The sequence below is a fragment of the Vicinamibacterales bacterium genome (assembly GCA_035699745.1).
Classification (GTDB): Bacteria; Acidobacteriota; Vicinamibacteria; order Vicinamibacterales; family 2-12-FULL-66-21; genus JAICSD01.
Genome location: DASSPH010000005.1, coordinates 21,817 through 46,900, shown reverse-complemented (window position 1 = coordinate 46,900; position 25,084 = coordinate 21,817). Strand labels below are relative to the sequence as shown.

Annotated in this window: 19 protein-coding genes; 9 read left to right on the top strand and 10 right to left on the bottom strand. The window is 69.9% G+C overall.

What is annotated here, in order from left to right:
* Positions 1–6 precede the first annotated feature (6 nt).
* Positions 7–1,335, top strand: a complete 1,329-nt coding sequence (locus VFK57_00410) for a Zn-dependent hydrolase (GenBank protein HET7694146.1) — start codon at positions 7–9, stop codon at positions 1,333–1,335.
* A gap of 92 nt (positions 1,336–1,427) precedes the next feature.
* On the opposite strand, the gene VFK57_00405 is transcribed toward VFK57_00410, so the two are convergent.
* Positions 1,428–1,799 carry an STAS domain-containing protein gene (locus VFK57_00405; GenBank protein HET7694145.1) on the bottom strand — a complete coding sequence of 124 codons (372 nt, stop codon included), beginning with the start codon at positions 1,797–1,799 and terminating at the stop codon, positions 1,428–1,430.
* Positions 1,800–1,876: 77 nt separating this feature from the next.
* Here VFK57_00405 and VFK57_00400 point away from each other — a divergent pair, with 77 nt between their 5' ends.
* From VFK57_00400 to VFK57_00385, 4 genes are read left to right on the top strand one after another with little or no spacing between them, the layout of a single operon-like run.
* A complete protein-coding gene (locus VFK57_00400) occupies positions 1,877–2,419 on the top strand; it encodes a sigma-70 family RNA polymerase sigma factor (protein ID HET7694144.1) in 543 nt (180 codons plus the stop codon).
* Positions 2,419–3,534 (top strand): hypothetical protein, encoded by a 1,116-nt coding sequence (locus VFK57_00395; protein ID HET7694143.1) that lies wholly within the window; start codon positions 2,419–2,421, stop codon positions 3,532–3,534. The genes VFK57_00400 and VFK57_00395 overlap by 1 nt, the downstream gene beginning before the upstream one ends.
* Positions 3,535–3,552: 18 nt before the next feature.
* Positions 3,553–6,549, top strand: coding sequence for a hypothetical protein (locus VFK57_00390; protein ID HET7694142.1), 2,997 nt, complete (start codon positions 3,553–3,555; stop codon positions 6,547–6,549).
* A complete protein-coding gene (locus VFK57_00385; protein HET7694141.1) occupies positions 6,546–7,565 on the top strand; it encodes a PrsW family glutamic-type intramembrane protease in 1,020 nt (339 codons plus the stop codon). Before VFK57_00390 ends, VFK57_00385 begins: the two co-directional genes overlap by 4 nt.
* Before the next feature lies 1 nt (position 7,566).
* Here VFK57_00385 and VFK57_00380 read toward each other — a convergent pair whose 3' ends face one another.
* Positions 7,567–8,091, bottom strand: a complete 525-nt coding sequence (locus VFK57_00380; GenBank protein ID HET7694140.1) for a sulfur transferase domain-containing protein — start codon at positions 8,089–8,091, stop codon at positions 7,567–7,569.
* Positions 8,092–8,152: 61 nt separating this feature from the next.
* On the opposite strand from VFK57_00380, the gene VFK57_00375 reads away from it, so the two are divergent.
* Positions 8,153–10,873, top strand: coding sequence for a TonB-dependent receptor (locus VFK57_00375; protein ID HET7694139.1), 2,721 nt, complete (start codon positions 8,153–8,155; stop codon positions 10,871–10,873).
* A gap of 226 nt (positions 10,874–11,099) precedes the next feature.
* Here VFK57_00375 and VFK57_00370 read toward each other — a convergent pair whose 3' ends face one another.
* The 6 genes from VFK57_00370 to VFK57_00345 all read right to left on the bottom strand — a co-directional run bounded on the left by VFK57_00370 (position 11,100) and on the right by VFK57_00345 (position 19,604).
* On the bottom strand, positions 11,100–12,035 hold the full coding sequence (locus VFK57_00370; protein HET7694138.1) for a hypothetical protein: 936 nt from the start codon (positions 12,033–12,035) through the stop codon (positions 11,100–11,102).
* A gap of 13 nt (positions 12,036–12,048) precedes the next feature.
* Positions 12,049–15,132: a CHAT domain-containing protein gene (locus VFK57_00365; GenBank protein HET7694137.1), complete on the bottom strand. Its 3,084-nt coding sequence runs from the start codon at positions 15,130–15,132 to the stop codon at positions 12,049–12,051.
* Positions 15,113–15,970, bottom strand: a complete 858-nt coding sequence (locus tag VFK57_00360) for a zf-HC2 domain-containing protein (protein HET7694136.1) — start codon at positions 15,968–15,970, stop codon at positions 15,113–15,115. The genes VFK57_00365 and VFK57_00360 overlap by 20 nt, the downstream gene beginning before the upstream one ends.
* Complete coding sequence (locus VFK57_00355; protein HET7694135.1) at positions 15,967–16,794, bottom strand: sigma-70 family RNA polymerase sigma factor; 828 nt, start codon at positions 16,792–16,794, stop codon at positions 15,967–15,969. Before VFK57_00355 ends, VFK57_00360 begins: the two co-directional genes overlap by 4 nt.
* Positions 16,795–16,888: 94 nt before the next feature.
* Entirely contained in the window at positions 16,889–17,254 is a 366-nt protein-coding gene (locus tag VFK57_00350; GenBank protein HET7694134.1) for an STAS domain-containing protein, read from the bottom strand.
* A 172-nt stretch (positions 17,255–17,426) separates the two neighbouring features.
* Positions 17,427–19,604 carry an ATP-binding protein gene (locus VFK57_00345; GenBank protein ID HET7694133.1) on the bottom strand — a complete coding sequence of 726 codons (2,178 nt, stop codon included), beginning with the start codon at positions 19,602–19,604 and terminating at the stop codon, positions 17,427–17,429.
* Between the two features lie 166 nt (positions 19,605–19,770).
* Between VFK57_00345 and VFK57_00340 the strand changes: the two genes are divergently transcribed.
* The gene (locus tag VFK57_00340; GenBank protein ID HET7694132.1) at positions 19,771–20,424 is read left to right on the top strand and encodes a dihydrofolate reductase family protein; all 654 of its coding nucleotides are present in this window, start codon (positions 19,771–19,773) and stop codon (positions 20,422–20,424) included.
* On the opposite strand, the gene VFK57_00335 is transcribed toward VFK57_00340, so the two are convergent.
* On the bottom strand, positions 20,413–20,955 hold the full coding sequence (locus VFK57_00335) for a hypothetical protein (protein HET7694131.1): 543 nt from the start codon (positions 20,953–20,955) through the stop codon (positions 20,413–20,415). The two genes, VFK57_00340 and VFK57_00335, sit on opposite strands and share 12 nt — an antisense overlap.
* Positions 20,956–21,165: 210 nt before the next feature.
* Here VFK57_00335 and VFK57_00330 point away from each other — a divergent pair, with 210 nt between their 5' ends.
* Positions 21,166–21,576 carry a hypothetical protein gene (locus VFK57_00330; GenBank protein HET7694130.1) on the top strand — a complete coding sequence of 137 codons (411 nt, stop codon included), beginning with the start codon at positions 21,166–21,168 and terminating at the stop codon, positions 21,574–21,576.
* Between the two features lie 53 nt (positions 21,577–21,629).
* Here VFK57_00330 and VFK57_00325 read toward each other — a convergent pair whose 3' ends face one another.
* Positions 21,630–22,082 carry a hypothetical protein gene (locus VFK57_00325; protein HET7694129.1) on the bottom strand — a complete coding sequence of 151 codons (453 nt, stop codon included), beginning with the start codon at positions 22,080–22,082 and terminating at the stop codon, positions 21,630–21,632.
* A gap of 135 nt (positions 22,083–22,217) precedes the next feature.
* On the opposite strand from VFK57_00325, the gene VFK57_00320 reads away from it, so the two are divergent.
* A complete protein-coding gene (locus tag VFK57_00320) occupies positions 22,218–25,046 on the top strand; it encodes a protein kinase (GenBank protein ID HET7694128.1) in 2,829 nt (942 codons plus the stop codon).
* Positions 25,047–25,084: the final 38 nt, after the last annotated feature.

The following is a 25,084-nucleotide window of genomic DNA, read 5'->3' as shown; positions in this document are numbered from 1 at the left end:
CGCCGCATGAAGCGGCGTGATTTCCTGCACACGATGGCCTCGGCGGCGGTGGCGGCGGCGGCGCCGTTGCGCGCCCAATCCACCGCGCCCCGAATCGATGCCGCCAGGCTCCGCCAGGAGATCGAGGCGCTCAGCGCGTTCGGGCGGCCCGCCGGCGGCAGCTTCGCCGACGGCGTCAGCCGGACGGCGTACTCGGACGCGGATATCCAGGGACGCGCGTATGCGATCGGCCTGATGCGCGGCGCCGGACTGAATCCGCGCATCGATCCGGCCGGGAACATCTTTGCCGTGCGCGCCGGGCAGGACGCGACACTGCGCCCGATTCTCTTCGGTTCCCACATCGATTCGGTCCCGCAGGGCGGCAACTTCGACGGCGACCTCGGGTCGCTCGCGGCGATTGAGACCATCCGCGCCCTCGACGCCGCACGCATCGTCACGCGGCATCCGCTCGAAGTCGTCATCTGGGCGCACGAAGAAGGCGGGACGTTCCCCAACGGCCTGAATGGCAGCCGCGCCGCCGCCGGGCAGCTCGTCGCCGGAGAGATGGATCAGATCCATCAGGGCCTGCGCAAGGCAGACGGCATTCGCCGCATCGGCGGGGATCCCGATCGGATCGCCGGCGCGCGCCGGCAGCCGGGCACGATTCACTGCTATCTCGAGCTGCACATCGAACAGGGCGGCACGCTCGATCGGCGGCGCGTCCAGATCGGCGTCGTCGAAGGAATTGTCTCGATCTCGCGGTACCGGGCGACGGTGAGCGGTTTCGCCAATCACGCGGGCACGACGATGATGGCGGATCGGCAGGATGCGCTGATCGCGGCGTCGCAGGTCGTGCTTGCGGTCCGCGAAGAGGTGACGCGCGTGCAGGGACCGCAGGTCGGCACCGTCGGGCGCCTCGACGTCACGCCGAATGCCGCGAATGTCATCCCCGGCAGGGCGGAGCTGACGATCGAGCTGCGCGACCTGTCGGAAGCGAAGCTGGCGTCGATCGCGGACGCGATCGCGTCCCGCGCGCGTGCGATTGCGTCAGCGACGAAGACGACGATCGAGATCGCGCCGACCGGCCATTACGGACCGGCGCTGGCGACGCCGTCGGTGCAGTCCGCGATCGAGCGCGCCGCGGCGGGCCTCGGCTTCACCCACACGCGGCTGCCCAGCGGCGCCGGCCACGACGCCCAGATGGCGGCCACGCTCGGGCCCATGGGCATGATCTTCGTGCCGAGCATCGGCGGCATCAGCCATTCGCCGAAGGAACGGACCGAGTGGGACGACTGCGCCCGCGGCGCCGACGTGCTGCTCCGGACCGTGCTGGAGGTCGATCGCCTGACCCTGTGACAGAAGCCGGCAGCCGGAAGCTGGAAGCCGAAAGCTGGAAGCCGGCAGCCGGAAGCTGGAAGCCGACAGCTGGAAGCCGGAAGCGGCCAGCTCTATTCAGGGCCGCTTTCCCGGCGCAGGCGCTCGAGTCCGGCGGCGCGGGACGGCTCCAGCGGGACGTCGGCCAGCAGCCCGCCGAACTCCAGCACCAGCCGCACCGCGTCGCAGGCGGCGCAGAGCACCAGTGCGCCCCCCTGGCTCCGCGCGCGCCCTGCCGACGCGTCGACAGCCATCAGCCCGGCGCTGCTCATGTAGTCGATCTCCTGCAGATCGAGCATGACGGCGCGATAACCCTCGGCGAGTCCTTGAATTACCGCGTCTATCAGCGCGCCGGACGAGGCCGTGCCGAGCCTGCCGCCCAGCCGCAGGACCAGGACGCCGTCCTGAATCTCCCGGTCGATTTCGAGCCGCCATACCGATTTCATCGAGTTTGACCGTTGGTCCCGCTATAGACTCAGCCCGCCCCACGGCGCCAACTTTTCGTAACGGCGAGTGTATTTCAATGCAGAACCCTGACGACGACGGAGCGCTGGCGCAGCGGGCGGTGGCGGGCGACGTCGAGGCGTTCGAGGTGCTGGTGACCCGCCATCAGCGGGTGCTGTTCAAGGTGGCGCTGCGGATGCTGGGCGACCCCGCGGACGCGAGCGACGCCACCCAGGCGGCCTTCGTGAAGGCGTTCCAGAACCTCCGGAGTTTCGACCCGCGGTTCCGGTTCTTCAGCTGGATGTATCGGATTCTGCTGAACGAATGCCTGAACGCGCGGCGCGGGCGGCGGCGGCACGAGCAGGAGGAAGCGGCGTTCGAGCTGGCGGGAAACGGGACGCCGCTCGACGCGCTGGAGCGGAGCGAGCGGAGGCAGCGCGTGCAGAAAGCGTTACTGGCACTCACCGACGAATACCGGCAGGTGATCGTGCTGCGGCATTTCGCCGACCTTTCGTACGACGACATCGCGGCGACGCTCGAGATTCCCGCCAAGGTCGTGAAGTCGCGGCTCTATTCGGCGCGTCAGCGGCTCGCGGAAATGCTGCTGGGAGAGATGAGCTGATGGATCGAACTGAACGCGACGAGCCGTTCCGCAGTCCGGCGATGGATCGCGTGAACGCGCTGCTGGACGAACTCGACGACGGCGACCCGCCGCCTCCGAACCTGGTGCGGGACGTGATGGCTTCCGTGCGGGCAGGCCGCACACGTGCATCTTACGGAGGAAAGGACACGTTCATGGCGAAAAAGGTGTTAATCGGGCTATCCGCGGCCGCCGCGGTGTTCATCGCTGTTTTCACCACCACCGGCTGGCCGCTGGTCGACAGGGGCACCGAAGGGGCGATCGGCGCCGCCAAGCGCCAGCAGGCGCAGCAGTTGACCGCGTCGGACGTGAAGCTCGGCGACGCGTCCATTCAGGAGGTCCTTCAGAGCGACGTCGTGGCGCGCCTGATGAAGGACCCCGAAGCGCGGTCGCTGATGGCCGACGCCGCGGTGCGCGATGCGCTGGCGAACGCGCAGGTTCGTGACGCCCTCCGCAACGCGCAGGTCCGCGAAGCGCTCATGAACGCGCAGATGCGCGAAGCGCTCCGCAACGCGCGGATGCGTGAAGTGCTGGCCAATGCCCAGACGCGCGAGGCCCTGGCGAACGCGCACGTTCGCGAGGCGCTGATGAACGCCCAGGTGCGGGAAGCGCTCGCCAGCGCGCAGGTGCTCGAGGCGCTGAGGAACGCGCGGGTCGTCGAGCTGGTCGCGAAGAACTACGCCGCCGGCAGCCGCGAAGCCGTCCGCCTGGCGCGCGAGAACGAGGCGCTCGTGCGGGCGCTCAAGGTGGAGGCGTTCGCCGAGGCGCTGAAGACCGGCGCCATGGCCGAAGCGCTCCGCTACGACGCAGTGCTGCGCGCGCTCGAGAGCGGCGCGCTCGGACGCGCCGCCGAGAGCGGTCTGCTGGCGCGGGCCCTCGATCAGGCCGCGCTGGCGCGGGCCATCGAATCCGGCGCCATCGCCCAGGCGCTCGAGAGCAGCGCCATCGCCGACGCCATCGGCCGCGGCGCGCTGGGCCGGGCCATGGAGAACGCCGCCATCGCCGAAGCGATGCGGACCCAGGCGTTCGCCGACGCGCTCTCCAGCCGCGCCTTCGTCGACGCCCTCGGCGCCAGAGCCCTGGCCGTCGCGCGGTAACGCCCGGAGGACGACAGCATGCAGCCGGCCGCCCCGTGCGGCCGGCTCGTGCTGTACGCTGCCCCTCGCATGGTCCGCCGGGCCCTCGTTCGGATCGTCCTGACCGTCACGGTCCTGCTCGCCTGCAGCCGGTCCGTCCGCGCGCAGCTCACCACCGTCGAAATCCCCGAAGTCCGCATCGTCTATTTCGATGGCACCGAGTCGTACCTGGTGCCCCACGCGGCGCGCGTGTTCCTGAACGCGCTGGCGTTCGAACGGCGGCTGTTCGGCTTCGACTCGCGCGAGCGGATGACGATGCTGCTCGTCGATCTCGCGGACGCCGGCAACGCCGCCGCCGGCGTGGTGCCGCGGAACGTGATCTCGGTCCAGATTGCGCCGCTCAACTTCGCCTTCGAGACGATGGCGGCCAACGAGCGGATGTCGACGCTGACCAACCACGAACTGGTCCACATCCTGACGATGGATCAGGCGGCCGGGGCCGATCGGACGTTCCGGCGGCTGTTCGGCGGCAAGGTGCTGCCGCTCGCCGAGCACCCGGAGTCGCTGCTCTACTGGTATCTGACCACGCCGCGCGTCGCCGCGCCGCGCTGGTACCACGAGGGAATTGCCGTCTTCGTCGACACCTGGATGGCCGGCGGCCTCGGCCGCGCGCAGGGCGGCTACGACGAGATGGTGTTCCGCGCGATGGTGCGCGACAACGTCCAGTTCTACGACCCGCTCGGGCTGCTGTCGGAAGGGACCAAGATCGACTTCCAGACGCAGGTGAATTCGTATCTCTACGGCACGCGGTTCATGACCTGGCTGGCGCGCCGCCATACGCCGGAGAAGCTGATCGAGTGGGTGTCGCGCGGGCCCGGCAGCCGCGGCTACTACGCCTCGCAGTTCCGGAAGGTGTTCGGCGTCTCGCTCGAGTCCGCGTGGCAGGCGTGGGTGGCGGACGAGCATGCGTTCCAGCAGCAGAACCTGGCGCAGGTGCGGCAGTATCCGCTGACGCCGTTTCGCGACATCACGTCGCGCCCGCTCGGCTCGGTGTCGCGCGCCTACTTCGATGCGGCCACCGCGTCCCTCTATGCGGGGCTCAACTATCCCGGCGCCGTCGCGCACGTCTCGCGCATCGCCACGGCGGCCGGCACGCTCGAGCGCCTGGTCGACATCAAGGGGCCGTTGATCTACACGGTGACGTCGCTGGTGTGGAATCCGTCGGATCGCCGGATCTACTACACGACCGACAACGGATCGCACCGCGATCTCGTGCAGCTCGATCCGGCGACGCGGCGCACCCGCGTCCTCCAGAAGGATGCCCGTATCGGCGACCTCGCCTACAACGCCGCGGATCGATCGATCTGGGGCATCCGGCACCTCAACGGCCTGTCGACGCTGGTGCGCATGAAGCCGCCGTACGCCGACTGGGAGCGCATCATCACCTGGCCGTACGGGACGTCGATGTACGACATCGACATCTCGCCCGATGGCTCGCGGATCTCCGGATCGTTCGGGGAAATCTCGGGGAAGCAGGACGTCCGGGTGCTGGACATCGCGGCGCTGCTCGGCGGCGAGACCGCGCCGGTGGCGCGCTTCGACTTCGGCACCGCGACGCCGAACGGCTTCGTGTTCTCGCCGGACGCCCGCTACCTGTTCGGCAGCTCGTACTACACCGGCGTCTCCAACATCTTCCGGTTCGATCTGGCGACGAAGAAGCTGGATGCCGTCAGCAACACCGACTCGGGGTTCTTCCGTCCGGTGCCGCTGCCTGACGGCGGGCTGATCGTGTTCCGCTATACCGGACAGGGATTCGTGCCGGCGCGGATCGATCCGAAGCCGCTCGAGGACGTCAGCCCGATCACGTTCCTCGGCGAGCGTCTCATCGAGGAGCGGCCGGTGCTGAAGACGTGGATGCTCGGGTCCCCCGCCGCCGTGCCGTATGACACGATCGAGAAGCGCACCGGCACCTACCGGCTGGGCGGCGGTCTCCAGCGCGAGTCGTTCTATCCGATCGTGCAGGGTTACAAGGACACCGCCGCCGGCGGCGTGGCGCTCAACCTGTCGGACCCGCTGATGTTCAACCGCCTGCGCCTGACCGCGTCCGTCTCGCCGGCCGCGAACGTCTCCGCCGGCGAGCGCGTCCACCTCTCCGCGGACTACGAGCGCTACGACTGGCGCGCGAGCGCGTCGTGGAATCGCGCCGACTTCTACGATCTCTTCGGACCGACGAAGGTCGGACGCAAGGGATACCGGTTCCTCGCCGGCCGCCGCAGCGCGCTCGTCTTCGACGAGCCGCGCCGGCTCGACCTCGATGTCAGCGCCGCGGTGTCCGGCAACCTCGATCGGCTGCCCGAGTTCCAGAACGTGGCCGTCGACGTCGACCGGCTGGTGACGCTGCGATCGGCGCTCACCTTCACCGACGTCCGCAACTCGCTCGGCTACGTCGACGAAGAGACCGGGCGCAAGTGGTCGCTCGAGCTGCGCGGCGACGTCGTCAATGGGACGCTCTTTCCGCGGCTGCACGGCACGTTCGACCGCGGCCGCGGCCTGCCGCTCGGCCACTCGTCGATCTGGCTGCGCACGGCCGGCGGATTCTCGCCGCGCGATCGCGACGACCCGTTCGCCAACTTCTACTTCGGCGGCTTCGGCAACAACTACGTCGACCGCGGCGACGAGAAGCGCTACCGCCACGTCGAGAGCCTGCCGGGCGTCGAGCTGAACGAGATCCCGGCGCGCAACTTCGCCAAGGCGAGCGTCGAATGGAACCTGCCGCCATGGCGGTTCCGCCGTCTGGGCACGCCCGGCCTGCACGCGACGTGGCTCCGCCCGGCGGTGTTCGCCACCGGCCTGGCGACCAACCTCGACGAGCGCGCCGCGGGACGGCGCGTGGCCAGCATCGGCGGCCAGGTCGATCTGCGGCTGACGGTGCTCTCCAACCAGGACATGACGCTGTCGTTCGGCGGCGCCGTCGCGATCGCGGACGGCCGGCGTCCCGCCGGCGAGCTGATGCTCTCCTTCAAGATCCTGCGATGAACGTCGCGCTCGCCATCGTCCCGGTGCTGATCCTGCTCGCGCTGCTGCAGCTCATGGACACGTTCAAGCTGGTGCGGCTGACCGCGGTGCTCGCGACGATCGCCGCCGGGGCGCTCGTCGCCCTGTTCTGCCTGCCGCTGCACGACTGGCTGCTCGACGCCACCGGCATGCGTCTGACGACGCTGACCCGCTACGTCGCGCCGCTGACCGAGGAGACGTTGAAGGGGCTCGTCGTCATCATGCTGTTGTGGCGCCGGCGGATCGGCTTCCTCGTCGACGGGGCCGTCCATGGTTTCGCCGTCGGCACCGGCTTCGCCATCGTCGAGAACATCGACTACCTGTCGCATCTCGCGAACGCGCCGCTGCTGCTGTGGTTCGCGCGGGGCCTGGGCACGGCGACCCTGCACGGCACGCTGACGGCGCTGTTCGCCATCGGCGTGAAGACGATGATGGACCGCGGCGAACGGCGGCTGTGGATCGCCGCGGCGCCGGGTCTCGCCCTGGTGATCGGCATCCATGCCGCGTTCAATCACCTGCCGCTGCCGCCGCTGGCGCTGACGCTGCTGGTGCTGATGGTGATGCCGTGGCTGATGATTGCCGCGTTTCAGCGCAGCGAGCGCGCCACGCGCGAGTGGGTGGGTGCGGGCCTCGATCTCGACATCGAGCTGCTCGATCTGATCAAGTCCGAGCTGTTCGCGGCCACGCGCTTCGGCGCGTATCTCCAGGAGCTGCGGGCGCGGTTCGGCGGGATCGTGGTCGCGGACATGTTCTGCCTGCTGCGGCTCGAGCTGGAGCTGGCGGTGCAGGCCAAGGCGATGCTGCTGGCGCGCGACGCGGGACTGGCGATCCCGGTCACGCCCGATCTGCACGCCAGCCTGCAGGAGCTGCGCTCGCTGCAGGCGTCGATCGGGCGCACCGGGCTCCTGGCGCTGAACCCGCTCCAGGTCTCGTCCGATCGCGATCGCTGGCACCGCTACCTGCTGGCGGCGGAGGCCTCGTCGCGAACCGGCGGCTAGCTCATTTCTTCTTCGCGGCGTAATCGATCGCGAACTGTTTGAGCTGCGCGTTGGTCAACCCGAGCGCCGCCGCTTCGGTGCCGGCCTTCTCGGCGTCCCACTTGTCCACGACCATGCGCTTGATCATCCACATCGCCGCGGCGCGATTGCCGCTGCCGCAGTGGACGAACACGGGCTGCGCCTGCGGATCGACGATCGCCTCGAGGAAGCGGTCGGCGACCGCCGGGTCCGGCGTGTTGCGGTTCATCGGGATGTGGACGTACTTGATCCCGGCGCCGCGCGCCGCCGCGGCCGATTCCTGCACCTGGGCGCCGGCTTCCGACGCCTCACGCAGGTTGATGATCGACTTATAGCCGAGCTTGGCGACTTCCTGGATGCCGTCGAGCGTCGTCGCGCCGGCGCACGCGATCGTGGAATCGAGCCTGGCGAAGTTGGTGACGCCGGTCACGGTCGGTCTGGTGACCTGGGGCGGCTGCGCCGCGGCGAGCGTGACGGCCATCAGCGTGGCGGTGATGAGTGTTTTCATGGCCGCATTATGTCGCAACCGTTGTGGATTAGGATCGTCGGACACCCGTCCAGGAGGCATGATGCGCACTGCCGGCCGTTTTCTCACGATGCTCGTTCTCTTTGCCGCGATCGGCGGCACTGCCGCCGCGCAGGCCCCGTCCACGATCACCGGCGTCGTGACCACGAAAGCGGACGGACTGCCCGTGCCGGGCGCGGCGGTGGCCCTGGTCGGCTCCGATGTCACCGTCACCACCGGCAACGACGGCCGCTACACGATCGAGCTGCCGCCCGCGTTCGTCCGCGCCGGCAAGGTGCAGATCAAGATTGACGCGCTCGGCCTGCCGTCGCGGATCATCGACGTCACGCTGAACACGGCGGCGGCGGCGACGACGCAGGACGTGGCGTTGAGTCTCGGGTTCGAGGAATCGATCACCGTCGGCTCGCGCGTGATCGGCGCCGAGGCGCACAAGGCGGTGCCCGTCGACGTGATCACCTCCGAGCAGATCGCGTCCACCGGGTATGCGGAAACCGCGCAGGTGATCCAGGCGATCGCGCCGTCCTTCAACTTCCCGAGGCCGACGATCACCGACGGCACCGATACCGTCCGCCCGGCGACGCTGCGCGGCCTCGGTCCCGATCAGGTGCTGGTGCTGGTGAACGGCAAGCGGCGCCATCAGAGCGCGCTGGTGCACCTGAACGGCAGCATCGGGCGGGGATCGACGGGTGTCGATCTCAACGCCATTCCGGTGTCGGCGATCGAGCGGATCGAAGTGCTGCGCGACGGCGCCGCGGCGCAGTACGGGTCGGACGCGATCGCCGGCGTGATCAACATCGTCCTCAAGGGCGGGGTATCGGCGCCTGAAGTCACGAGCAAGTTCGGGCTGTCGACGGGCAGCTTCGTCGGCAACAGCTGCAACGCGGGCGGGACCAGCTGTCAGGAGGGATCGACCATCGACTTCTCGGACGGCGAGCTGTTCGACGCCGGCGGATCGTGGGGGCTGCGCCTCGGCCAGGGCAGCCTGACGATCGCGGCGGAGTACCGCCGGCACAATCGCACCAACCGCGCGTCGTTCGATCCGCGCGACCAGGTGGTCGCCGGCGACGCCGGCAACAACAGCGTGCCCCAGCCGAACCATCGCTGGGGGGATCCGGACACCCGCGACACGATGACGTTCGTCAACGCCCAGGTGCCGCTCAACGGGCGGCAGACGCGGTTCTTCTACGCGTTCGGCGGGTTCAGCCGCCGCGAGGCCAACAGCGCCGGCTTCTATCGCCGGGCCAACGACGTCCGCAACTGGCCGCAGATCTATCCGCTCGGCTTCCTGCCGGAGATCCGGCCGACGGTGATCGACGCGTCGGTCGCCGGAGGGGTGCGCGGCGCGTGGAACAACTGGGCGTGGGATGCCAGCGGGTCGTTCGGGCGCAACAGCTTCGAGTTCACCATCGGCAACTCGCTGAACGTGTCGCTCGGGCCGGCGATCCCGCCGAACCAGACCGAGTTCGATGCCGGCACGCTGCGGCTCGGACAGGTGGTCGGCAACGTCGACATCAGCCGCGGATTCAAGGTGGGCAGCCTCGCCGGCCCGCTCAACGTCGCGTTCGGCGCCGAAGTGCGCCGCGAGCAGTATGAAATCGAGGCCGGCGAGCCCAATTCCTACAACAACGGCGGCGTGCGCAACCGCGCCGGCGGCATCGCCGCGATCGGCGCGCAGGTGTTCCCGGGCTTCCGTCCGTCGAACGAAGTGAACGAATCACGGCACAGCCAGGCGGCCTACGTCGACGTCGAAGGGGAGGTCGTCAACCGGCTGCGGCTGGGATTCGCCGGACGCACCGAGCATTACAGCGACTTCGGCGGCACCGTCGACGGCAAGGTCAGCGCGCGCCTCGAGATCGATCGCCGCTTCGTCGTCCGCGGCAGCGTGAGCAGCGGCTTCCGCGCGCCGTCGCTCGGCCAGTCGTTCTTCTCGTCCACCGCGACCAACTTCGTCAATCTCGGACAGGGGCTGGTGCCGGTCGAATCGCTGACCCTGCCGGTGACCTCCGCACCGGCGCGTGCGCTCGGCGCGGCGGACCTCAAGCCGGAGCAGTCCACGCACGTCAGCGGCGGCGCCGTGGTCTCGCCGATCCCCGGACTCGACATCACGCTCGACTTCTATCGCGTCGCGATCGACGACCGCATCGTCCTTTCCGGCAATTTCACCAACGACCCGCGGATCGACGCGCTGCTGGCGCCGTTCGGCGCCAACAGCGGGCGCTTCTTCACCAATGCGATCGACACCCGCACCAACGGCGTCGACCTCACGGCGGCGTATCGCGTGGCGCTGGGGACCGCGGGGGCGCTGCGGCTGCAGGGGGGCTTCAATCACACCAGGACGGAGATCGTCGGCAGCGTCGCCACGCCGCCGCAGCTCGCCGGCTTCGATCAGGTGCTGTTCGATCGCATCGAGCGGCGGCGGATCGAGTGCGGCCAGCCGCGCGACAGCGTCCGCGCCAACGCCGACTGGCGCCTCGATCGGTGGGGGGTGAACGCCATGTTCTCGCGGTTCGGCGAGTTCTGCAGCTTCACCGCCCGTCCGGCCGACGATCAGACCTACAGCCCGAAGTGGCTCACCGATCTGGAAGCGTCGTATCGCATCGGCCGCGAGCTGACGCTCGCCGTGGGGGCGCAGAACCTGTTCAACATCTTCCCGGATCGCAACATCACCGTGAATTCGTTCAACGGCATTCAGACGTTTCCCAGCCACTCACCGTTCGGCATGAACGGGCGCACGATTTACGGCCGGGTTGCGTGGAAGCTGTAGAGGCGCGCAAAAAGTCCGCTTGATCTCCGCGCGCGAGAGGCGCATAGTGGCATCGAACTCCAACAAGGAGGGACATATCGAGCTGCCGCCGGACCACTTACGGGGCCGGTCGCGTCTCGCCGCACGCATCGCCGCGGCTCAGGATTTTCCGAACACGCGGTCTCACCATTGCGCGGCGCGACGCGGCCGGCCCTGATTGTTTCGGGACCCGGCCGCGCGCAGCAGATCAAGGCAGCTCGTCGTAGTTCGGGCAATACTCCGAATCCGGCGGCACGCGGATCCGCACCTTCCGGTCGCACGGATTGTCCATCGGCTCACCCAGCTCGCCGTCGATCTCCCTCTCGGTCGTCGGCATGATGTGCTCGTCGGGCGTGTCCTTCACGTCGTAGATGGTCTTCAGCAGCAGGGCGTGCGTGATCGTCTTGTACTTGTGCCCCTGCGGATGCATCTCGAGCGGTCCCGAGAAGACGAATAGCGACAGCTTCCTGCCCTGGCCGACGACGATGGGGCTGGCGGTCGCGCCGGCGATGGTGATCGTCGGCGCTTTCACGTCGAGCACCGCGACGTCCGACAGATCCTTCTTGTTCCGCGAATCGCCGCCGACCCACCACTGAACCTTTTCGGCCGTCTGATTCACGGCTTTCCCGTCGGTGAGATCGCCGTCCTTCAGTTTGAAGATCGAGTTGATGGCCGGGTTCTTCGATGGATCCCAGTCTCCTTTCCGCGTCCACTTGCCGGCGGCGACCCTGCCGTAGTTGGCCAGCCGCTGGCACTTGTTGGTCGCCTTGTCGTTCTTGCCGGTGACCGTGACCGTCTTCCCGACGAGGCAGACCGCGTTGAACCCCGTCAGCGGCAGACGTTGCGCTGCCGCGCCGCGCAGCGCGGGCAGCGGCGTGCCGCCGTTGAATTCCGCCGTGTTTCCTGCCAGATAGCTGGCGTGCTCGAGCCGGTGGCCGTTGTGCGACAGCCCCTTGCCGCTCAACTGCAGCCCGATGAGGCCGCTGCCGTCCTGGACGAAGACCGTGCCGCCGACGAAGAACAGCCGGAGCTCGGCGTCGCCGGCCTGTCCCGCCGCAGGCGGCGGCGGATCCTCGAAGCAGCCGGCAAGCGCCGCGGCTGATGCGGCGACCGACGTTTGCACGAACTTTCGACGCGTGATCATGCTCAACTCCTGCTCATAGAGACCCGAGAACCGCAACGTTCGCCCACATCCCCGGCGGCTGTCCGCCCTGCGCCCATTCGCGCTGCACCGCGTGCAGCGCCTCCGCCGGCGAGCGCCCCGCCGCGATACGCCGATGGACCTCCGGAAAGAACCGCCGCGCCGCATCGTCGTCGACGTCCTGCAGCGTCGCGATCACGGATCCGGCGCCGGCGGTCAGGAATGCCCACGCCACGCCGACGCTGCCTTCGCCGCGGACCGCGCTGCGGCCGGCGGTGGCGCACGCGGCGAGGACGACCAGCCGCACGGACGAGAGGTCCACGGCGGTGATGTCGCCGACGAACAGGCGGTCGGCGCCCGACGGCCCGGCCAGCAGCAGGTGCGCGAGCTGCGGATACGGCGCGACGCTGTTGGCGTGGCTCGACACGTGCAGCACGTCGGCCCGCGGCGCCAGCTCGAGGACGCGCGCCGGCGTTGCGGCCGCCGAATCGAGCAGCACCGAACGCGCGTAGACGGCGGCGATCTCCCGGGCTTCCGCGCGCGCGCCGGGCAGCGGAAGGCTGCCGTCCGCTACGGCGGCGGAGACGATCAGCGCCGTCCCGCGTTCGAGCTGCTTTCCCGATCGGCTCAACGCGACGGTGGCGCTCGGCGCGCTGATCAACGAGAGGACGGAGACGATCTCGGTTCCGCTCGCGGCGTCCCACAGCGCCGGCCAGGCGACGTGATTCCAGGCCCCGTCTCCTATGACGGCCGCCACCCGCTTTTTCCGCATGGCCGGCCAGTGCGGATGGATGGCGAGCTCGAACAGCCTGGCCGAGGACGGCGCGCGGCGCTGGTTCTGCTCGACGCTGCGCCGGTGTGCGGTGACGAGCTGGTCGAGTTCAGCCTGACTGATCCGGGCGCGGCCGATCGTCACGGCGCCGCGCTCGATCCACCACGTGACGAGATCGTCGGCGGACTGATCCAGCAGCAGGATGCCTTCGTCGTCTTTCAGCCGCTGCCGCGCCTCGAGCAGGCCGAGCGGCTGCATCTTCCGGAGATCGAGATGCGTGCGAGCGCGGCCGCGCTCGAACATCTCGAAGGCCGCGGGCAGATCCTCGCGGCCCGGCGCCAGCGACAGGCGCGTCGCCTCCGCATAGAGGCCCCACACCGGCTCGAGCGCGGCGAGCCGCGATGGGTCGCGCGGATCCACCGACCCGAGCGCCGCCTCGAACTCCGTGAGGCCGCGCTCGACCGCGGCGCGCGCGGCGTCGCGCCGTCCGAGCCGGGAGAGCGCGCGGCTTTGCAGGAGCGACGCCTCGGCGAGGCGAACCGGTTCGCTGGTCGCGGTGATCAGACCAACGGCGCGCTCGGCGTCGGCCGCGGCGGTGGCCGGATCCGTGGCGCCGCGCACTTCGGCGGATCCGAGAAGCCAGGCGCGCTCGAACCGGCGCCGCATCGCTTCCGACGCGATCCCGTTCAGCAGCCGCGAGGCCTCGTTCAAGTCGCGCTCCGCGGCGTCGTGGCGTCCGACCCGCGCGAGCATCCGCGCGCGCGCGATGAAGGCTTCGGTCTGCGGACCGGGCGGCAGCCGGGTGCGCGCGTTGCCGACCACTTCGTTCTGAAACAGGAGCGCGGTGAGCGGCAGCGCTTCCACCGCGGCGGTGGCGGCGCCGCTCGTGAGATAGAGGTGCACCTGCAGCGCGCGGTGCAACGGCAGCGTCCGCCCCGCCTGCTCACGATGCCGCCACGTCGCCAGGCGATTGCCCAGGAAGCGCGCGAGCACGGCGGCGTTGGTATGGACGTTCGACGCCAGCGCGTCCTCCCCCGTCTGCTCGCACAGGCGGATCGCCTCGTCGTAGTGTTCGGCGGCGTCGGACCACCGGGAGAGCGTGAACGCCGTCATGCCGAGCTGCAGCCGGGCGCGCGCTTCGAGCGCGGCGAAGCCGCGCCGCCGCGCTTCCGCGACCACGCCGGTCGCCCGGCGCATCAGCGACGCGTGCTGCTGCGTCACCGCATCCAGCCGCGCCACCGTGAACTCGGCCCAGAGCGCCAGCGTCGACCCGAGCCGACGGAGCGTGGCCGCGGCTCTCTCCAGGCGCGATCGGACTTCGGCGTTCGGACGTTCGGCGGCCTGTGCCGCGAGCCCTTCACCCAGCTCGAGGACCGCCGATCGAAACGTGCCGATCGTCGCAGCCGGCATGCGGGCCATTTCCTCGAGCACCGTGCGGAAGAAACGATCCTGCCGCTGCCCTTCGAGCTTGTCGGCGAGGCGCTGGAGCCGCTGGCGGTGATGGCGCTCGACATCGGGATCCAGCGCCGCCGCCCACGCCGGAAGATAGCTGCGGACGATCGCGTCGCGCACGTCCGCCGGATACCGAAGGGCGGCCTCTTCGAGCCCGTCATCCTCGCCGGACGGTGAGAGGAGCGCCTTCTCGATGTCCTCCCATCGCGTTGTCTGCTGCGCCGCCAGCGCCGCGAGGCGTGCGCGCGCTTCTTCGCTCCAGCGCGATCGCGGATCCAGCTTCAGGTAGGTCTGCCACGCCTCCCGCGCCTGCGAGGGCATCCGCAGCTTCTCGAGGACGATCGCCTTGGTGAACCACGCTTCGGCAAGATTCGCGTTGGCCGCCAGCGCCTGTTCGAGCGCCTCGGCGGCGCGAGGCAGTTCGTCGGCCCTGTCGGTCGACGCCAGCGCGAGCCGGGCGACGCCGAGATCCGCGTGAATGGCCGCGGCGTCGCTCTCGAGCGCGGCGTTCTGCAGCGTGGCGACCGCGGCCTCATGGCGGCCAAGGAGCAGCTGCGCGGCGCCGTAGGCCTGGAGGTTCGCCGGCGTCGGATCGGCGTCCGCCGCGCGCTGAAGCTCGCCCGCGACGGCCAGCAGCGCCGCATCGGCTCCGCCGGCGGGCGTGCGAGACAACGGGGCGTAGGAAAAACCGCCGGTGAGCCGTCCATCTACACGGCGGCCGCCGCTCGCCGCGGTGGACAGGCGATGCGGCGGAGAGGCGGGCATGCTGGCGGCCAGCCAGATGCCGGTGCCGGCGGCGATGCCGAGAACGGCTGACGCCGCGCCGGCGATTGCCGCCGTTCGCCGCGGATTGGGGCTACTGCCGCTGGAGGGCATCGCGCCGCCGGATCGCCTCGTCCCGCCACCCCTGGCCGTCGGACAGCTCGAGATATCTGCCCCAGGCGGACAGCGCCTGGTCGCGCCGCTGCAGGTGCTCCAGCAGGACCGCCTTGTTGAACCGGGCTTCGGCGAGCGAGGCGTTCCGCGCGAGCGCCGCGTCGAGCGCCGCGAGGGCTCGCGTCGCATCGTCCGGATCGCCGCGCTCGATGAACCGCGTCATCAGCGCCGCCCCGAGATCCGCCCAGACCTGCGGCGTCGCGCCACTGCCGCGGGACGCCGCTTCGAGCGACTGCACGGCGCCCGCGGTGTCGCGCGCCACGAGCTGCGCAACGCCTGCGGCCCGGAGATCCTCCGCCGAGTTCGTCAGGCGCGCGCGCTCGAGCCGGCGAGCCACTTCGGCCTCGATCTGCAGATTCGTCGAACGCCCTTCCGCGCGCCGCGGCGACGACACCGGTCCGGGCCGGAACCCGCCGGTCGGCCGCGCCAGCGTCGGCCGCTCGCTGCCGATCATCGCGACCAGTGGATCGACGGTCGCGCGGTTCAGCAGCAGGAACGCGATCGACGCGGCCACGGCAAGCACCCCGCCCATCGCGGCGAGGCCGCGCCGGCGCATCCACAGCACCTTCGCGGGCGCTGCGGCGTCGCGGCGCGGACCGGCATCGCTTCGGGGCGCGGATGACAGCTCGCCGTCCGTGCGGACCACTTCCGCCACCAGCTCCGAGCAGTCGGCACACGTCGCGAGATGGGCGACCACCCGGCTGCGGGACGGGGCGTCCAACGTTCCGTCCACGAACGCGGCGATCGTGGCGACGTCCATGCAGGCGGGCATCTTCATGGTACGGACGGACGCTCCACCGTTTTTTCCGTCCCGGCGGCGCCGAGCATATCTTCAATCCCGACCGTGGGATTGTCGACCAGCGAGGCGATGTCCCGTTCGCTTACGCCCTGCGCCTGCAGCGCTTTACGCAGCATCCGCATCAGGTCGTCGACCCGTCTGTAGAAGGGCTTCGGCGCCAGCGCCAGCAGCTCCGCGATCCGCGCCAGCTTCATGTTCTGGCAGAAGCGGAGTCTCAGGATCACCTTGTCTTCGTCCCCGAGCGGCGCGATCACGGCCGACAACGCGCGCTCGATGCGATCGCCCGACCGCTCGCGATCGATTCCGTCGAGGACGGCGTCCGGGCCCGCGGCAGGCGCCGCCATGTCTTCCAGCGCGGCGTCGCCGACGAACCGCCGACCGCAGCGCGCCGGAAGCTGCGCCAGCATCCCCTCGAGCTGCGCGCGCGAGACGGCGTCGCCGTAGCGCGCCGCGATCGATTCCACCGCCTCGTCGAACGTCAGGTTGTCGCGCGTGGTCAGCTGGTCGAGCAGCATCGCGATCGGGCCGAGGCGGCTCGCCTGGGCGGACGGCCGCCATTTGCCCCACCGCGCGTTGCGCTCGTCCAGGAACATGCGCTGCACCACGGTAATCAGGTAGGTGCGCAGCTGGCTGCGCCCTTCGAACCTGCGCAGCACCTCGTAGTCGTTCTCGAGCAGCTTCAGCCGCACGGAGGACGACAGGTCGTCTGCCTCGTCGGCCGAGAGCCGGTAGCGCCGGGCAATCGTGTGAACGACGCCGTCCACGAGCGGCAGGTTGTCGACCAGGAGCCGTTCGTAATCCACGGATATGGCAGGAGATTATCTGGTTGGCGCAACCCGGACGCAAGCGCGCCGGTCGGCGCCCGATGCCGCGCGACGGAACGGGCGTTCCGCGGCTTCAGTGCGTGGCAGGCATGTGAATGCCGCGAATGGCGCTTTCCTCGTCTTCGAACACGTCCAGCGCGGATGCCAGGTGCGTGATCTGCAGCACGCGCCGCGCGCACGGGCCGGGCCGCATCAGCGCAAGCCGGCCGCCGACGCGCTGTAAATGCAGATACATCTCCACCACGGCACCGATGCCGCCGCTGTCGACGTAGGTGACGTCGTGCAGATCGAGAAGAATACGCCGCGAGCCTTCGTCGACCAGCGCGTGAACCCGATCGCGCAGGATCTGATCCCCTTCATCGAACACCAGATGTCCGGAGAGTTCGAGAAGCCGCGTGTCGCCGACGGGCCGTTCGTTGATGCGCAGGGGCGCCAGCATGCAGCACCTTCTTTCGCACCTCGCAGGCGGGGTGTTCGCGCAGTATACGCCCGCAGGGGACGCTGCAGACCGCCGCGGCCCCGCGCGTCACGGAGTGGAACACTGCGGGGCGACGCGGCGAGGTCACCGAAACAGTTGAGCTAACAGTTGCCCGGCGGCGAGCGAAGCGTCCCTAGTGCACGGGATCGTTTCGCAGGAGCTGCACGACCGCGTCGACCAGCAGTCCGGCGTCGATGGGTTTCGGCAGGTGGATCTGGAAGCCGGCGGCGCGCGCTTCGTCCGCGTCCTCGCGCCGGGCGAACGCCGTCAGCGCGATCGCCGGCGTGTCGCACCCGGCGCTGCGCAGCGATCGGATCAACGAGTAACCGTCTTCGCCGGGCATGCGGATGTCGGAGATCAGCACGTCGGGGGGATCGCTCTGCATCTCGCGGCGCGCGTCGACGGCCGACGACACCGTTTCGACCCACGCCCCGGCGCGTTCGAGTGTCAGCCGCAGCAGCTCCCGGGCCTCGTCGTCATCCTCGACGACGAGGATGCGGGCCGATTCGAGCCGCTGCGCGATCGGCGCGGGCTGCGCGTCCTGCGGCTGCGGCGCGTGCGCCGCCCCGGCCGCCGGCTCGAACACCGGGAGCGTCACCGTGAACGTCGAGCCTTCCCCCTCGCCGGCGCTCTCGGCGCGCACCGTGCCCCCGTGCAGCTGGACGATGTGGCGGACGATGCCGAGGCCGAGGCCGAGGCCGGCCTGGCTGCGCGCGCGCGGATCGGCCTGCCGGAACCACTCGAAGACGTACGGCAGGAACGCCTCCGAGATGCCGACGCCGGTGTCGCGGACCGTGAGCACCAGGCTGCGATCCTCCCGGCGCAGGCGCACGTCCACGCTGCCGCCGCTCTCGGTGAACTTGATCGCGTTCCACACCAGGTTCGAGACCACCTGCTCGAGGCGCCGCGGATCGGCGTAGACCAGCGAGGCGTCCGCCACATCGACGGACAGGCGGACCTGTTTGAGGTCGGCCTGCGGCCGCACTTGGTCGATCGCGGATTCGACGACGCGCGCCAGGGTGACCGCTTCGCGCGTCATGCGCAGCTTGTTCGAGGCGATGCGCGAGACGTCGAGCAGATCGTCGATCAGCCGGTTCTGCGCGCGGGCGCTGCGTTCGATCACCGCGAGTCCGTGGCGCACTTCGTCGGGCTTGGCCTCGTGGGTGCGGAGCAGGCGCGCCCAGCCGAGCACGGCGCTGAGCGGCGTGCGCAGTTCGTGCGAGACGGTGGCGAGGAAGTCGTCCTTGGCGCGGTTGGCCTTCTCCGCTTCCCTGCGCGCCGCCTGCTCCTTGCCGACCAGATCCTCGAGGTCGTGGGACATCGCGTGGAAGGCGCGGCCGAGCGCGCGGACTTCGGACGGACCGCCCGACACGCGCCGCGCGTCGAAGCGTCCGCTCTGCAGGCGCCGTGCAGCCTGCGCCAGCCGCCGGATCGGCGCCGCGATCCAGTGCGCGGCGATCAGCGACAGCGCGATCCCGCCGCCGACGAACCAGGCGACGCGGCGGAAGAGATCCTCGCGGAGCTTTTCCGCCGGCGCGAGCGTCTCGTCGTAGCCGAGCCTGGCGGCGATGCAGGCGCCGCCGAGTTCGGCGAGCGGCTGCAGGCTGACGAAGCTCCTGGCCTGCGCAGCGTCGACGTCGAGGAACTGCGTCGCGCCGCTGCGGCATCGCGCCACCAGTTCGGCGTTGCGCGCCGGCCGATCGGATGCCGTGCGGCTCGGCGTGAGCAGTTGTCCGGCGGAGTCGATCAGGAACACGTCCGCGCCGCCCCCGTCCGGCGAGCGTCCGGTGAACAGGCGTTCGACCTCGTAGTGGGTGAATCGCAGCGTCAGCGCGAGATCGCGGCGTCGTGCCTTCATCAGGTATTCGACCGCGCCGTCCGGCTGGCGGACGATGGCGGCCATCGCGCCGGGCGGCGGCGCGGCGTCGGCGGTGCGCTCGCCGCTGCGCCGCACCGCGCGGTTCTTGTAGGTGAGCAGCACGCCGAGCGCGCGCTCGGCGCGGCGGAAGTCGTCCAGCATCGGGCGCACGCAGTCGGGCGCCCACGACAGCCGTCCGGGCCGCGGCGATTCGGCGCAGAACGATTCGAGCGTGGCGAGGAACGCCTCGGCGTGCTGCTGCCGCTGCTGGAACAGCCGCGACAGCACCTGCGCGCGCGTATCGGTCTCGAGGATGACGCGCCGCACCGCCTCGCCGCGCAGGTTCGCGGCGAGCGACGTGTAGGCCGACGTCGTCAACACGGCGGCCATGCCGATCAGCAACCCCACGAACGTCAGGAGCAGCTGAATCGACAGGGGCACTGCTCTGAGCATGCGGACGAACCTCCGCGCTGGGGCTGAAGGCCCGGCAGTGCCAGTGCCATGCCAGTCGAGCCGGCGATTTTTCGAGGAAATCAGCGGGTGTGCACCGGGGACACGATCGAACGCCCGACGATCCGGGAAGATTTACACGTCACCCGCCCTGTAGTATCGAAGCGTCATGTCGAAGCTCCGGGTACACAGTTTTGCAATCTCGCTGGACGGCTACGGCGCCGGGCCGGATCAGACCCGCGAGGAGCCGCTCGGGAAGAACGGCGAGTCGCTTCACGACTGGCTCGTGGCGACGCGGACGTTTCAGCGGATCGTCGGCAAGAGCGGCGGGACCACGGGACCAGACGATGACTTCGCCGCGCGAGGCTTCGAGAACGTGGGCGCGTGGATCATGGGACGCAACATGTTCGGTCCGGTGCGCGGCCCGTGGCCCGACGAATCGTGGCGCGGCTGGTGGGGCGAGACGCCGCCGTACCACGTGCCGGTGTTCGTGCTCACGCACCACGCGCGTCCGCCGATCGAGATGAAGGGCGGAACGGTGTTTCATTTCATCACCGCCGGGATCGAAGCCGCGCTCGCGCGCGCCCGCGAGGCGGCGGGCGGCCGCGACATCCGTATTGGCGGCGGCGCCGGCACGATCCGGCAGTACCTCGCCGCGCGGTTGATCGACGAGATGCATTTCGCCGTGTCGCCGGTGCTGCTCGGCGGCGGCGAGCCGCTGCTGGCCGGCGTCAACCTGCCGGCGCTCGGGTACGAGGTGACGGAGCACGTGCCGACGCCGCACGCGACGCACGTCGTGGTCTCGAGACGCTCAGGGGAGTGAGCGCACCTTCAGCGCCATCAAGGCGAGCCAGGCGAGCGCGTAGAACACTGACACGACGATCCCCAGCTCGGTGACGCTGATCCGGAACGAGTGGCGCTGCCAGAAGTTCCTGGGAATCGGCTTGACGGTGGCATCCGCCGGATCGAAGTAGTGGTCCACGACGACGCCGGTGTGCGTCCAGCTCGAGAGAACGGGCGGGAGCGGCGCCGCTCTGAGCGCGGAGTACGCCGGGGCCTCGGTCAACAGGTAGTGGGCATGCGCGATCTGCGATCGGTACACCGCGACCAGGTAGTTGTCGGTCGCGGCAAAGTGATTCCACCACAGACACATGATCAGGCCGAACGCGCCCGCCAGCAGCAGCGGCCCTGGCGCCGTGAGGTTGAAGGCGACCGCCAGCAATCCGGTGTTGATCGTCAGGAAGAAGTTGAAGCGCGTCCACATTCGAGTGAGGTGGTCTTTCAGGTAGGTGACGCGCTGCTGATACTCGTTCCTGACGTAGTCCTCGGGCAGTAGCGTCGCGACGGTTGTCATTGGTCCTCCCCCCGCCATGGGCGCATCAAGGGACAACGTTCGACGTGGTTCAGTCCGCCGCCGCACGGCTGGCGCGGCTGCGCATCGTACTGCACCGCGGTGGGGGGTGCCAAACAATGGCAGGGCAATTGTGTCCTTGCTATCCCGGCGCTGCGGGCGTATCGTCGGCGTTCGCGCTGCGAACGGTGTTGACCATTGAAGGGAGAGCGTATGCGCTGCAAGGGACTTGGCGTCGCGGCGATCCTCGCCGCAGGCATGGTGCTGCTGGTGAATCTCGCCGCCCCGGCGAAGGCGGAGGCGAGCATTCACGAGATCATCGCCGCGTTGTGCCGGGCGGTCGACGAGGAGGTCGCGCCGCGCGGCCAGAACAAGATGGACGGCAGCGCGTCGTTTCTGCGCGCGCTGCAGGCGAGCGGATTCCTGACCTCGATCGACACCTCGGATCCGACGAAGGTCGTGCTCAACTTCGATCCGACGGTGCCGAATTCGAAGTTCATGTCCGCGGGACAGGACCTCACGATTCCGGACGGCGCCGGGCCGGGTGTCGACCTCGTGCTCAGTCCGCTGGTGATTCCGGATCCGAACTTCCCGGCGCACTCGCACTGCGCCAACCTGCAGTAGCACCGATCGCCTCCGGGCGCGTTGCTGCCGGTGCAACGCGTCATCGGAATGCCCTAACGCAGAACGTCGCGGATCAGGTACGCGATGCGGTTCGTGCGGCTGTCGACAATCACGAGGTCGTCCCCCGCGAAGTAACGGCGATAGTACGGCGGCACCGGCGGCAGCCGGCGTTCCCACGCGTCCGGGACGCGAACGAGGCGCTTCTGGAGGCCGGGCGGCAGCTCGCCGCGTTCGCGGAGCTGCTTCGCCAGCCCCGGCGGGAGTGATTCCCGCTTGGCGAGTCCCGGCGGCAGCGATCCTTCGCGAACGTAGTCGTGAATGATCCGCGCGTGGCCGTCGCGATCGACGGCGACGTCGCGGCCCCTCGCGTTGTTCTTCTGCTTCGCTTCGACCCTGGCGGGCTTCTTCGCCTGTCCGCGGCCGCGCCCCTGGGCCGCGGCGGTCACCGGGGCCGCCAGCAGCGCCGCGAGCATCAGGGCGGTCAGCGACGAGATGGTTTTCGTCATGTGCAGTCCTCGGGGTCGTCCGCTGCAAAGGCCGCACCTGCACCGAGCTCATCCGGCACGCGACGCGCGGTCGCCGTCCGCGTGCACACGACGGCACAGCTTGCGACGCCCGCCACCGTATAATCCGGCCACCCCATGGACCGCCGGATCGCACATTACCGACTGGAGCAGGAGATCGGGCGCGGCGGGATGGGCGTCGTCTACCGCGCGACCGACATGACGCTCCAGCGGCCGGTCGCGATCAAAGTGCTGCCGGGCGAGCTGACCGCGGACGCGGACGAGCGCCGCCGCCTGCTGCGCGAGGCGCGCGCCGCATCCTCCCTCAACCATCCCCACATCGTCACCATCCATGAAGTCGGCGAAGCCGACGGGACGGCGTTCATCGCCATGGAGCTGGTGGATGGCGAGCCGCTCGACCGCGTGCTTGCGCGCGGGCCGCTGCCGCTGCCGGCCGCGCTCGAATACGCGGCGCAGGTCGCGGCCGCGCTCGCGGCGGCGCACGAGCGCGGCATCGTGCATCGCGACATCAAGCCCGGGAACGTCGCGATCACGCGCGACAGCCGCGCCAAGGTGCTCGACTTCGGCCTCGCCAAGCTGACCGCGCGGGCGGCATCCGAGGCGACCGCCAGTTTCGCCACGCTGCCCGGCACCGTCGTCGGCACGCTGGCCTACATGTCGCCGGAGCAGGCGGAAGGACGCCCCGTCGATGCGCGTTCGGACGTGTTCTCGCTCGGCGCCGTGCTCTACGAGATGCTCACCGGCCGGCGGCCGTTCGCGCATACGTCGGATCTCGCGCTGGTCGCGGCGATCCTGCGCGACGATCCGCCGCCGATCCGGACGGTGAATCCGGCCGTGCCGGCGGACGTCGCGCGCATCGTCGATCGCGCGCTCGCCAAAGATCCGGCGTCGCGCTACCGCGACGCCGGCGAGCTGCGCGCGGCGCTTGCCGCCGCGCTCGCGCGCACGGCGCAGGCGCACGTGCCGTGGTGGCGGCGCGCCGGCGTGCTGGCGCCGGCGGCGCTGCTGCTCGTCGCGGCGGTCGGCGTCGGCGCCTGGCAGACGATCAGGATCCAGCGCGGGCGCTGGGCGCGCGAAGTCGCGGTGCCCGAGATCGAGCGGCTGGAGAAGACGACGCGCTCGCTCGATGCGGTGCGTCTGGCACGCAGCGCCGAGCGCTACGCGCCGGCGGAGATCGCGCGCACCCGCGACGCGTGGCTGCGCCTCGACATCACGACCGATCCGGACACGGCGCAGGTGCAGATCCGCAACTATCTCGACGCCGGCGGCCCGTGGGAGCCGCTCGGCGCCACGCCGCTGCGCAGCTATCCGCTGCCGCAGGGGCTGTATCGGCTGCGCATCTCGAAGAGCGGCTACGATCCGCGCGACATCGCTTATCTTCCCGGCCGCCCGCCGGTGCAGCTCGCCGCGACCGGCAGCGCGCCGCCCGGCATGGTGCACGTTCCCGGCGGACGCGTCGGGCTCGGCGTCATGCCGGCCGTGGCGCTGCAGCCGTTCTGGCTCGACACGTTCGAGGCGACCAACAAGGCGTTCAAGCGATTCGTCGACGCCGGCGGCTACCGCGATCCGAAGTACTGGACGCAGCCGTTCCGCGACGGGGCGCGCGCGCTGACGTTCGACGAAGCGATGGCGCGCTTCCGCGATCAGACGGGACGCCCTGGTCCCTCGACGTGGGAGCTGGGGAGCTACGTCGACGGGCAGGACGATCTGCCGGTCGGCGGGATCAGCTGGTTCGAGGCCAACGCGTTCGCGCAGTTCGAGCGCAAGCGGCTGATGACGCTCTACCACTGGTACTACGCGTCCGGCGTCGACGAGATCTATTCCGACATGCTCCGCCTGAGCAACTTCGACGCGAAGGGCCCGGTCAGGGTCGGCTCGCGCGAGGCGGTCGGCCCGTGGGGCGCGCACGACATGGCGGGCAACGTCAAGGAGTGGTGTCTCAGCGCGGCCGGCGACAACAGCCTGCGCTACCTCGTCGGCGGCGGCTGGAACGAATCCGCCTACCGGTTCCTCGAGCCGGAAGGGCGGAATCCCTGGGAGCGCGACGCGACGTTCGGCGTGCGTCTGATGAGCGCCGCAGAGGATGCGCCGGATGTTTCGGCGCCGATCGCGCGTCTTTCCGGCGACCCCGCCACGCTGGTGCCGGTGTCGGACGAGCAGTTCGCGGTGATCCGCGGCTTCTACCGCTACGATCGGGCGCCGCTCGAGGCGCGGACCGACGCCGTGGACGACGGGTCGCCGCACTGGCGGAAGGAGACGGTCAGCTTCACCGGACCCACGGCGGCGTACCGGATCCCGGCGTTCGTGTTCACGCCGAAGAACGTCAAGCCGCCGTTCCAGGCGGTGGTGTTCTTCCCCAGCTCCTACGCGCGCGAGATCCCGTCGAGCGCGTCGCTCGATCTCGTCACGTTCGAGTTCATCGTCCGCAGCGGACGCGCGGTGATCTATCCGGTGTACGAGGGCACCTACGAACGCATCCGGCCGCTCCCGCCCGGCAGCAGTGCCGTCCGCGATCGCAACATCACGTGGGCGAAGGAAGTGTTCCGCGCGGTCGACTATCTGGAGTCGCGCCCCGACATCGATCGGAGCCGCATCGGCTACTACAGCCTGAGCCTCGGCGCGTTCTTCGGGCCCATCCCGGTGGCGCTGGAGCCGCGGATCAAGGCGTCGGTGTTCGCGGCCGGCGGCCTGCGCTTCAACGCCGCGCCGGAGATCCAGACGGCCAACTTCATGCCGCGCGTGACGTCGCCGGTGCTGCTGATCAACGGCAGGGACGACTTCGCGGTGCCGGCGGATCACCGCCGGCGGTTCCTCGAGCTGCTCGGCACTCCCCCGCCGCACAAGCAGCTGATCGAGCTGGAAGGGGGCCACGTGCCGATCGACTCGCGGCGCTGGTACGGGGAGGCGCTGGCGTGGTTCGACCGGTATCTGGGGGCGGTGAGATGATAGACAGCTGACAGCTGACAGCTATCAGCTTTCAGCTT

Coding starts and splice junctions, on each gene's coding strand:
- VFK57_00410 (HET7694146.1), top strand. CDS start 7: ATGAAGCGGCGTGATTTCCTGCACACGATGGCCTCGGCGGCGGTGGCG.
- VFK57_00405 (HET7694145.1), bottom strand. CDS start 1,799: ATGAAATCGGTATGGCGGCTCGAAATCGACCGGGAGATTCAGGACGGC.
- VFK57_00400 (HET7694144.1), top strand. CDS start 1,877: ATGCAGAACCCTGACGACGACGGAGCGCTGGCGCAGCGGGCGGTGGCG.
- VFK57_00395 (HET7694143.1), top strand. CDS start 2,419: ATGGATCGAACTGAACGCGACGAGCCGTTCCGCAGTCCGGCGATGGAT.
- VFK57_00390 (HET7694142.1), top strand. CDS start 3,553: ATGCAGCCGGCCGCCCCGTGCGGCCGGCTCGTGCTGTACGCTGCCCCT.
- VFK57_00385 (HET7694141.1), top strand. CDS start 6,546: ATGAACGTCGCGCTCGCCATCGTCCCGGTGCTGATCCTGCTCGCGCTG.
- VFK57_00380 (HET7694140.1), bottom strand. CDS start 8,091: ATGAAAACACTCATCACCGCCACGCTGATGGCCGTCACGCTCGCCGCG.
- VFK57_00375 (HET7694139.1), top strand. CDS start 8,153: ATGCGCACTGCCGGCCGTTTTCTCACGATGCTCGTTCTCTTTGCCGCG.
- VFK57_00370 (HET7694138.1), bottom strand. CDS start 12,035: ATGATCACGCGTCGAAAGTTCGTGCAAACGTCGGTCGCCGCATCAGCC.
- VFK57_00365 (HET7694137.1), bottom strand. CDS start 15,132: ATGCCCTCCAGCGGCAGTAGCCCCAATCCGCGGCGAACGGCGGCAATC.
- VFK57_00360 (HET7694136.1), bottom strand. CDS start 15,970: ATGAAGATGCCCGCCTGCATGGACGTCGCCACGATCGCCGCGTTCGTG.
- VFK57_00350 (HET7694134.1), bottom strand. CDS start 17,254: ATGCTGGCGCCCCTGCGCATCAACGAACGGCCCGTCGGCGACACGCGG.
- VFK57_00345 (HET7694133.1), bottom strand. CDS start 19,604: ATGCTCAGAGCAGTGCCCCTGTCGATTCAGCTGCTCCTGACGTTCGTG.
- VFK57_00340 (HET7694132.1), top strand. CDS start 19,771: ATGTCGAAGCTCCGGGTACACAGTTTTGCAATCTCGCTGGACGGCTAC.
- VFK57_00335 (HET7694131.1), bottom strand. CDS start 20,955: ATGACAACCGTCGCGACGCTACTGCCCGAGGACTACGTCAGGAACGAG.
- VFK57_00330 (HET7694130.1), top strand. CDS start 21,166: ATGCGCTGCAAGGGACTTGGCGTCGCGGCGATCCTCGCCGCAGGCATG.
- VFK57_00325 (HET7694129.1), bottom strand. CDS start 22,082: ATGACGAAAACCATCTCGTCGCTGACCGCCCTGATGCTCGCGGCGCTG.
- VFK57_00320 (HET7694128.1), top strand. CDS start 22,218: ATGGACCGCCGGATCGCACATTACCGACTGGAGCAGGAGATCGGGCGC.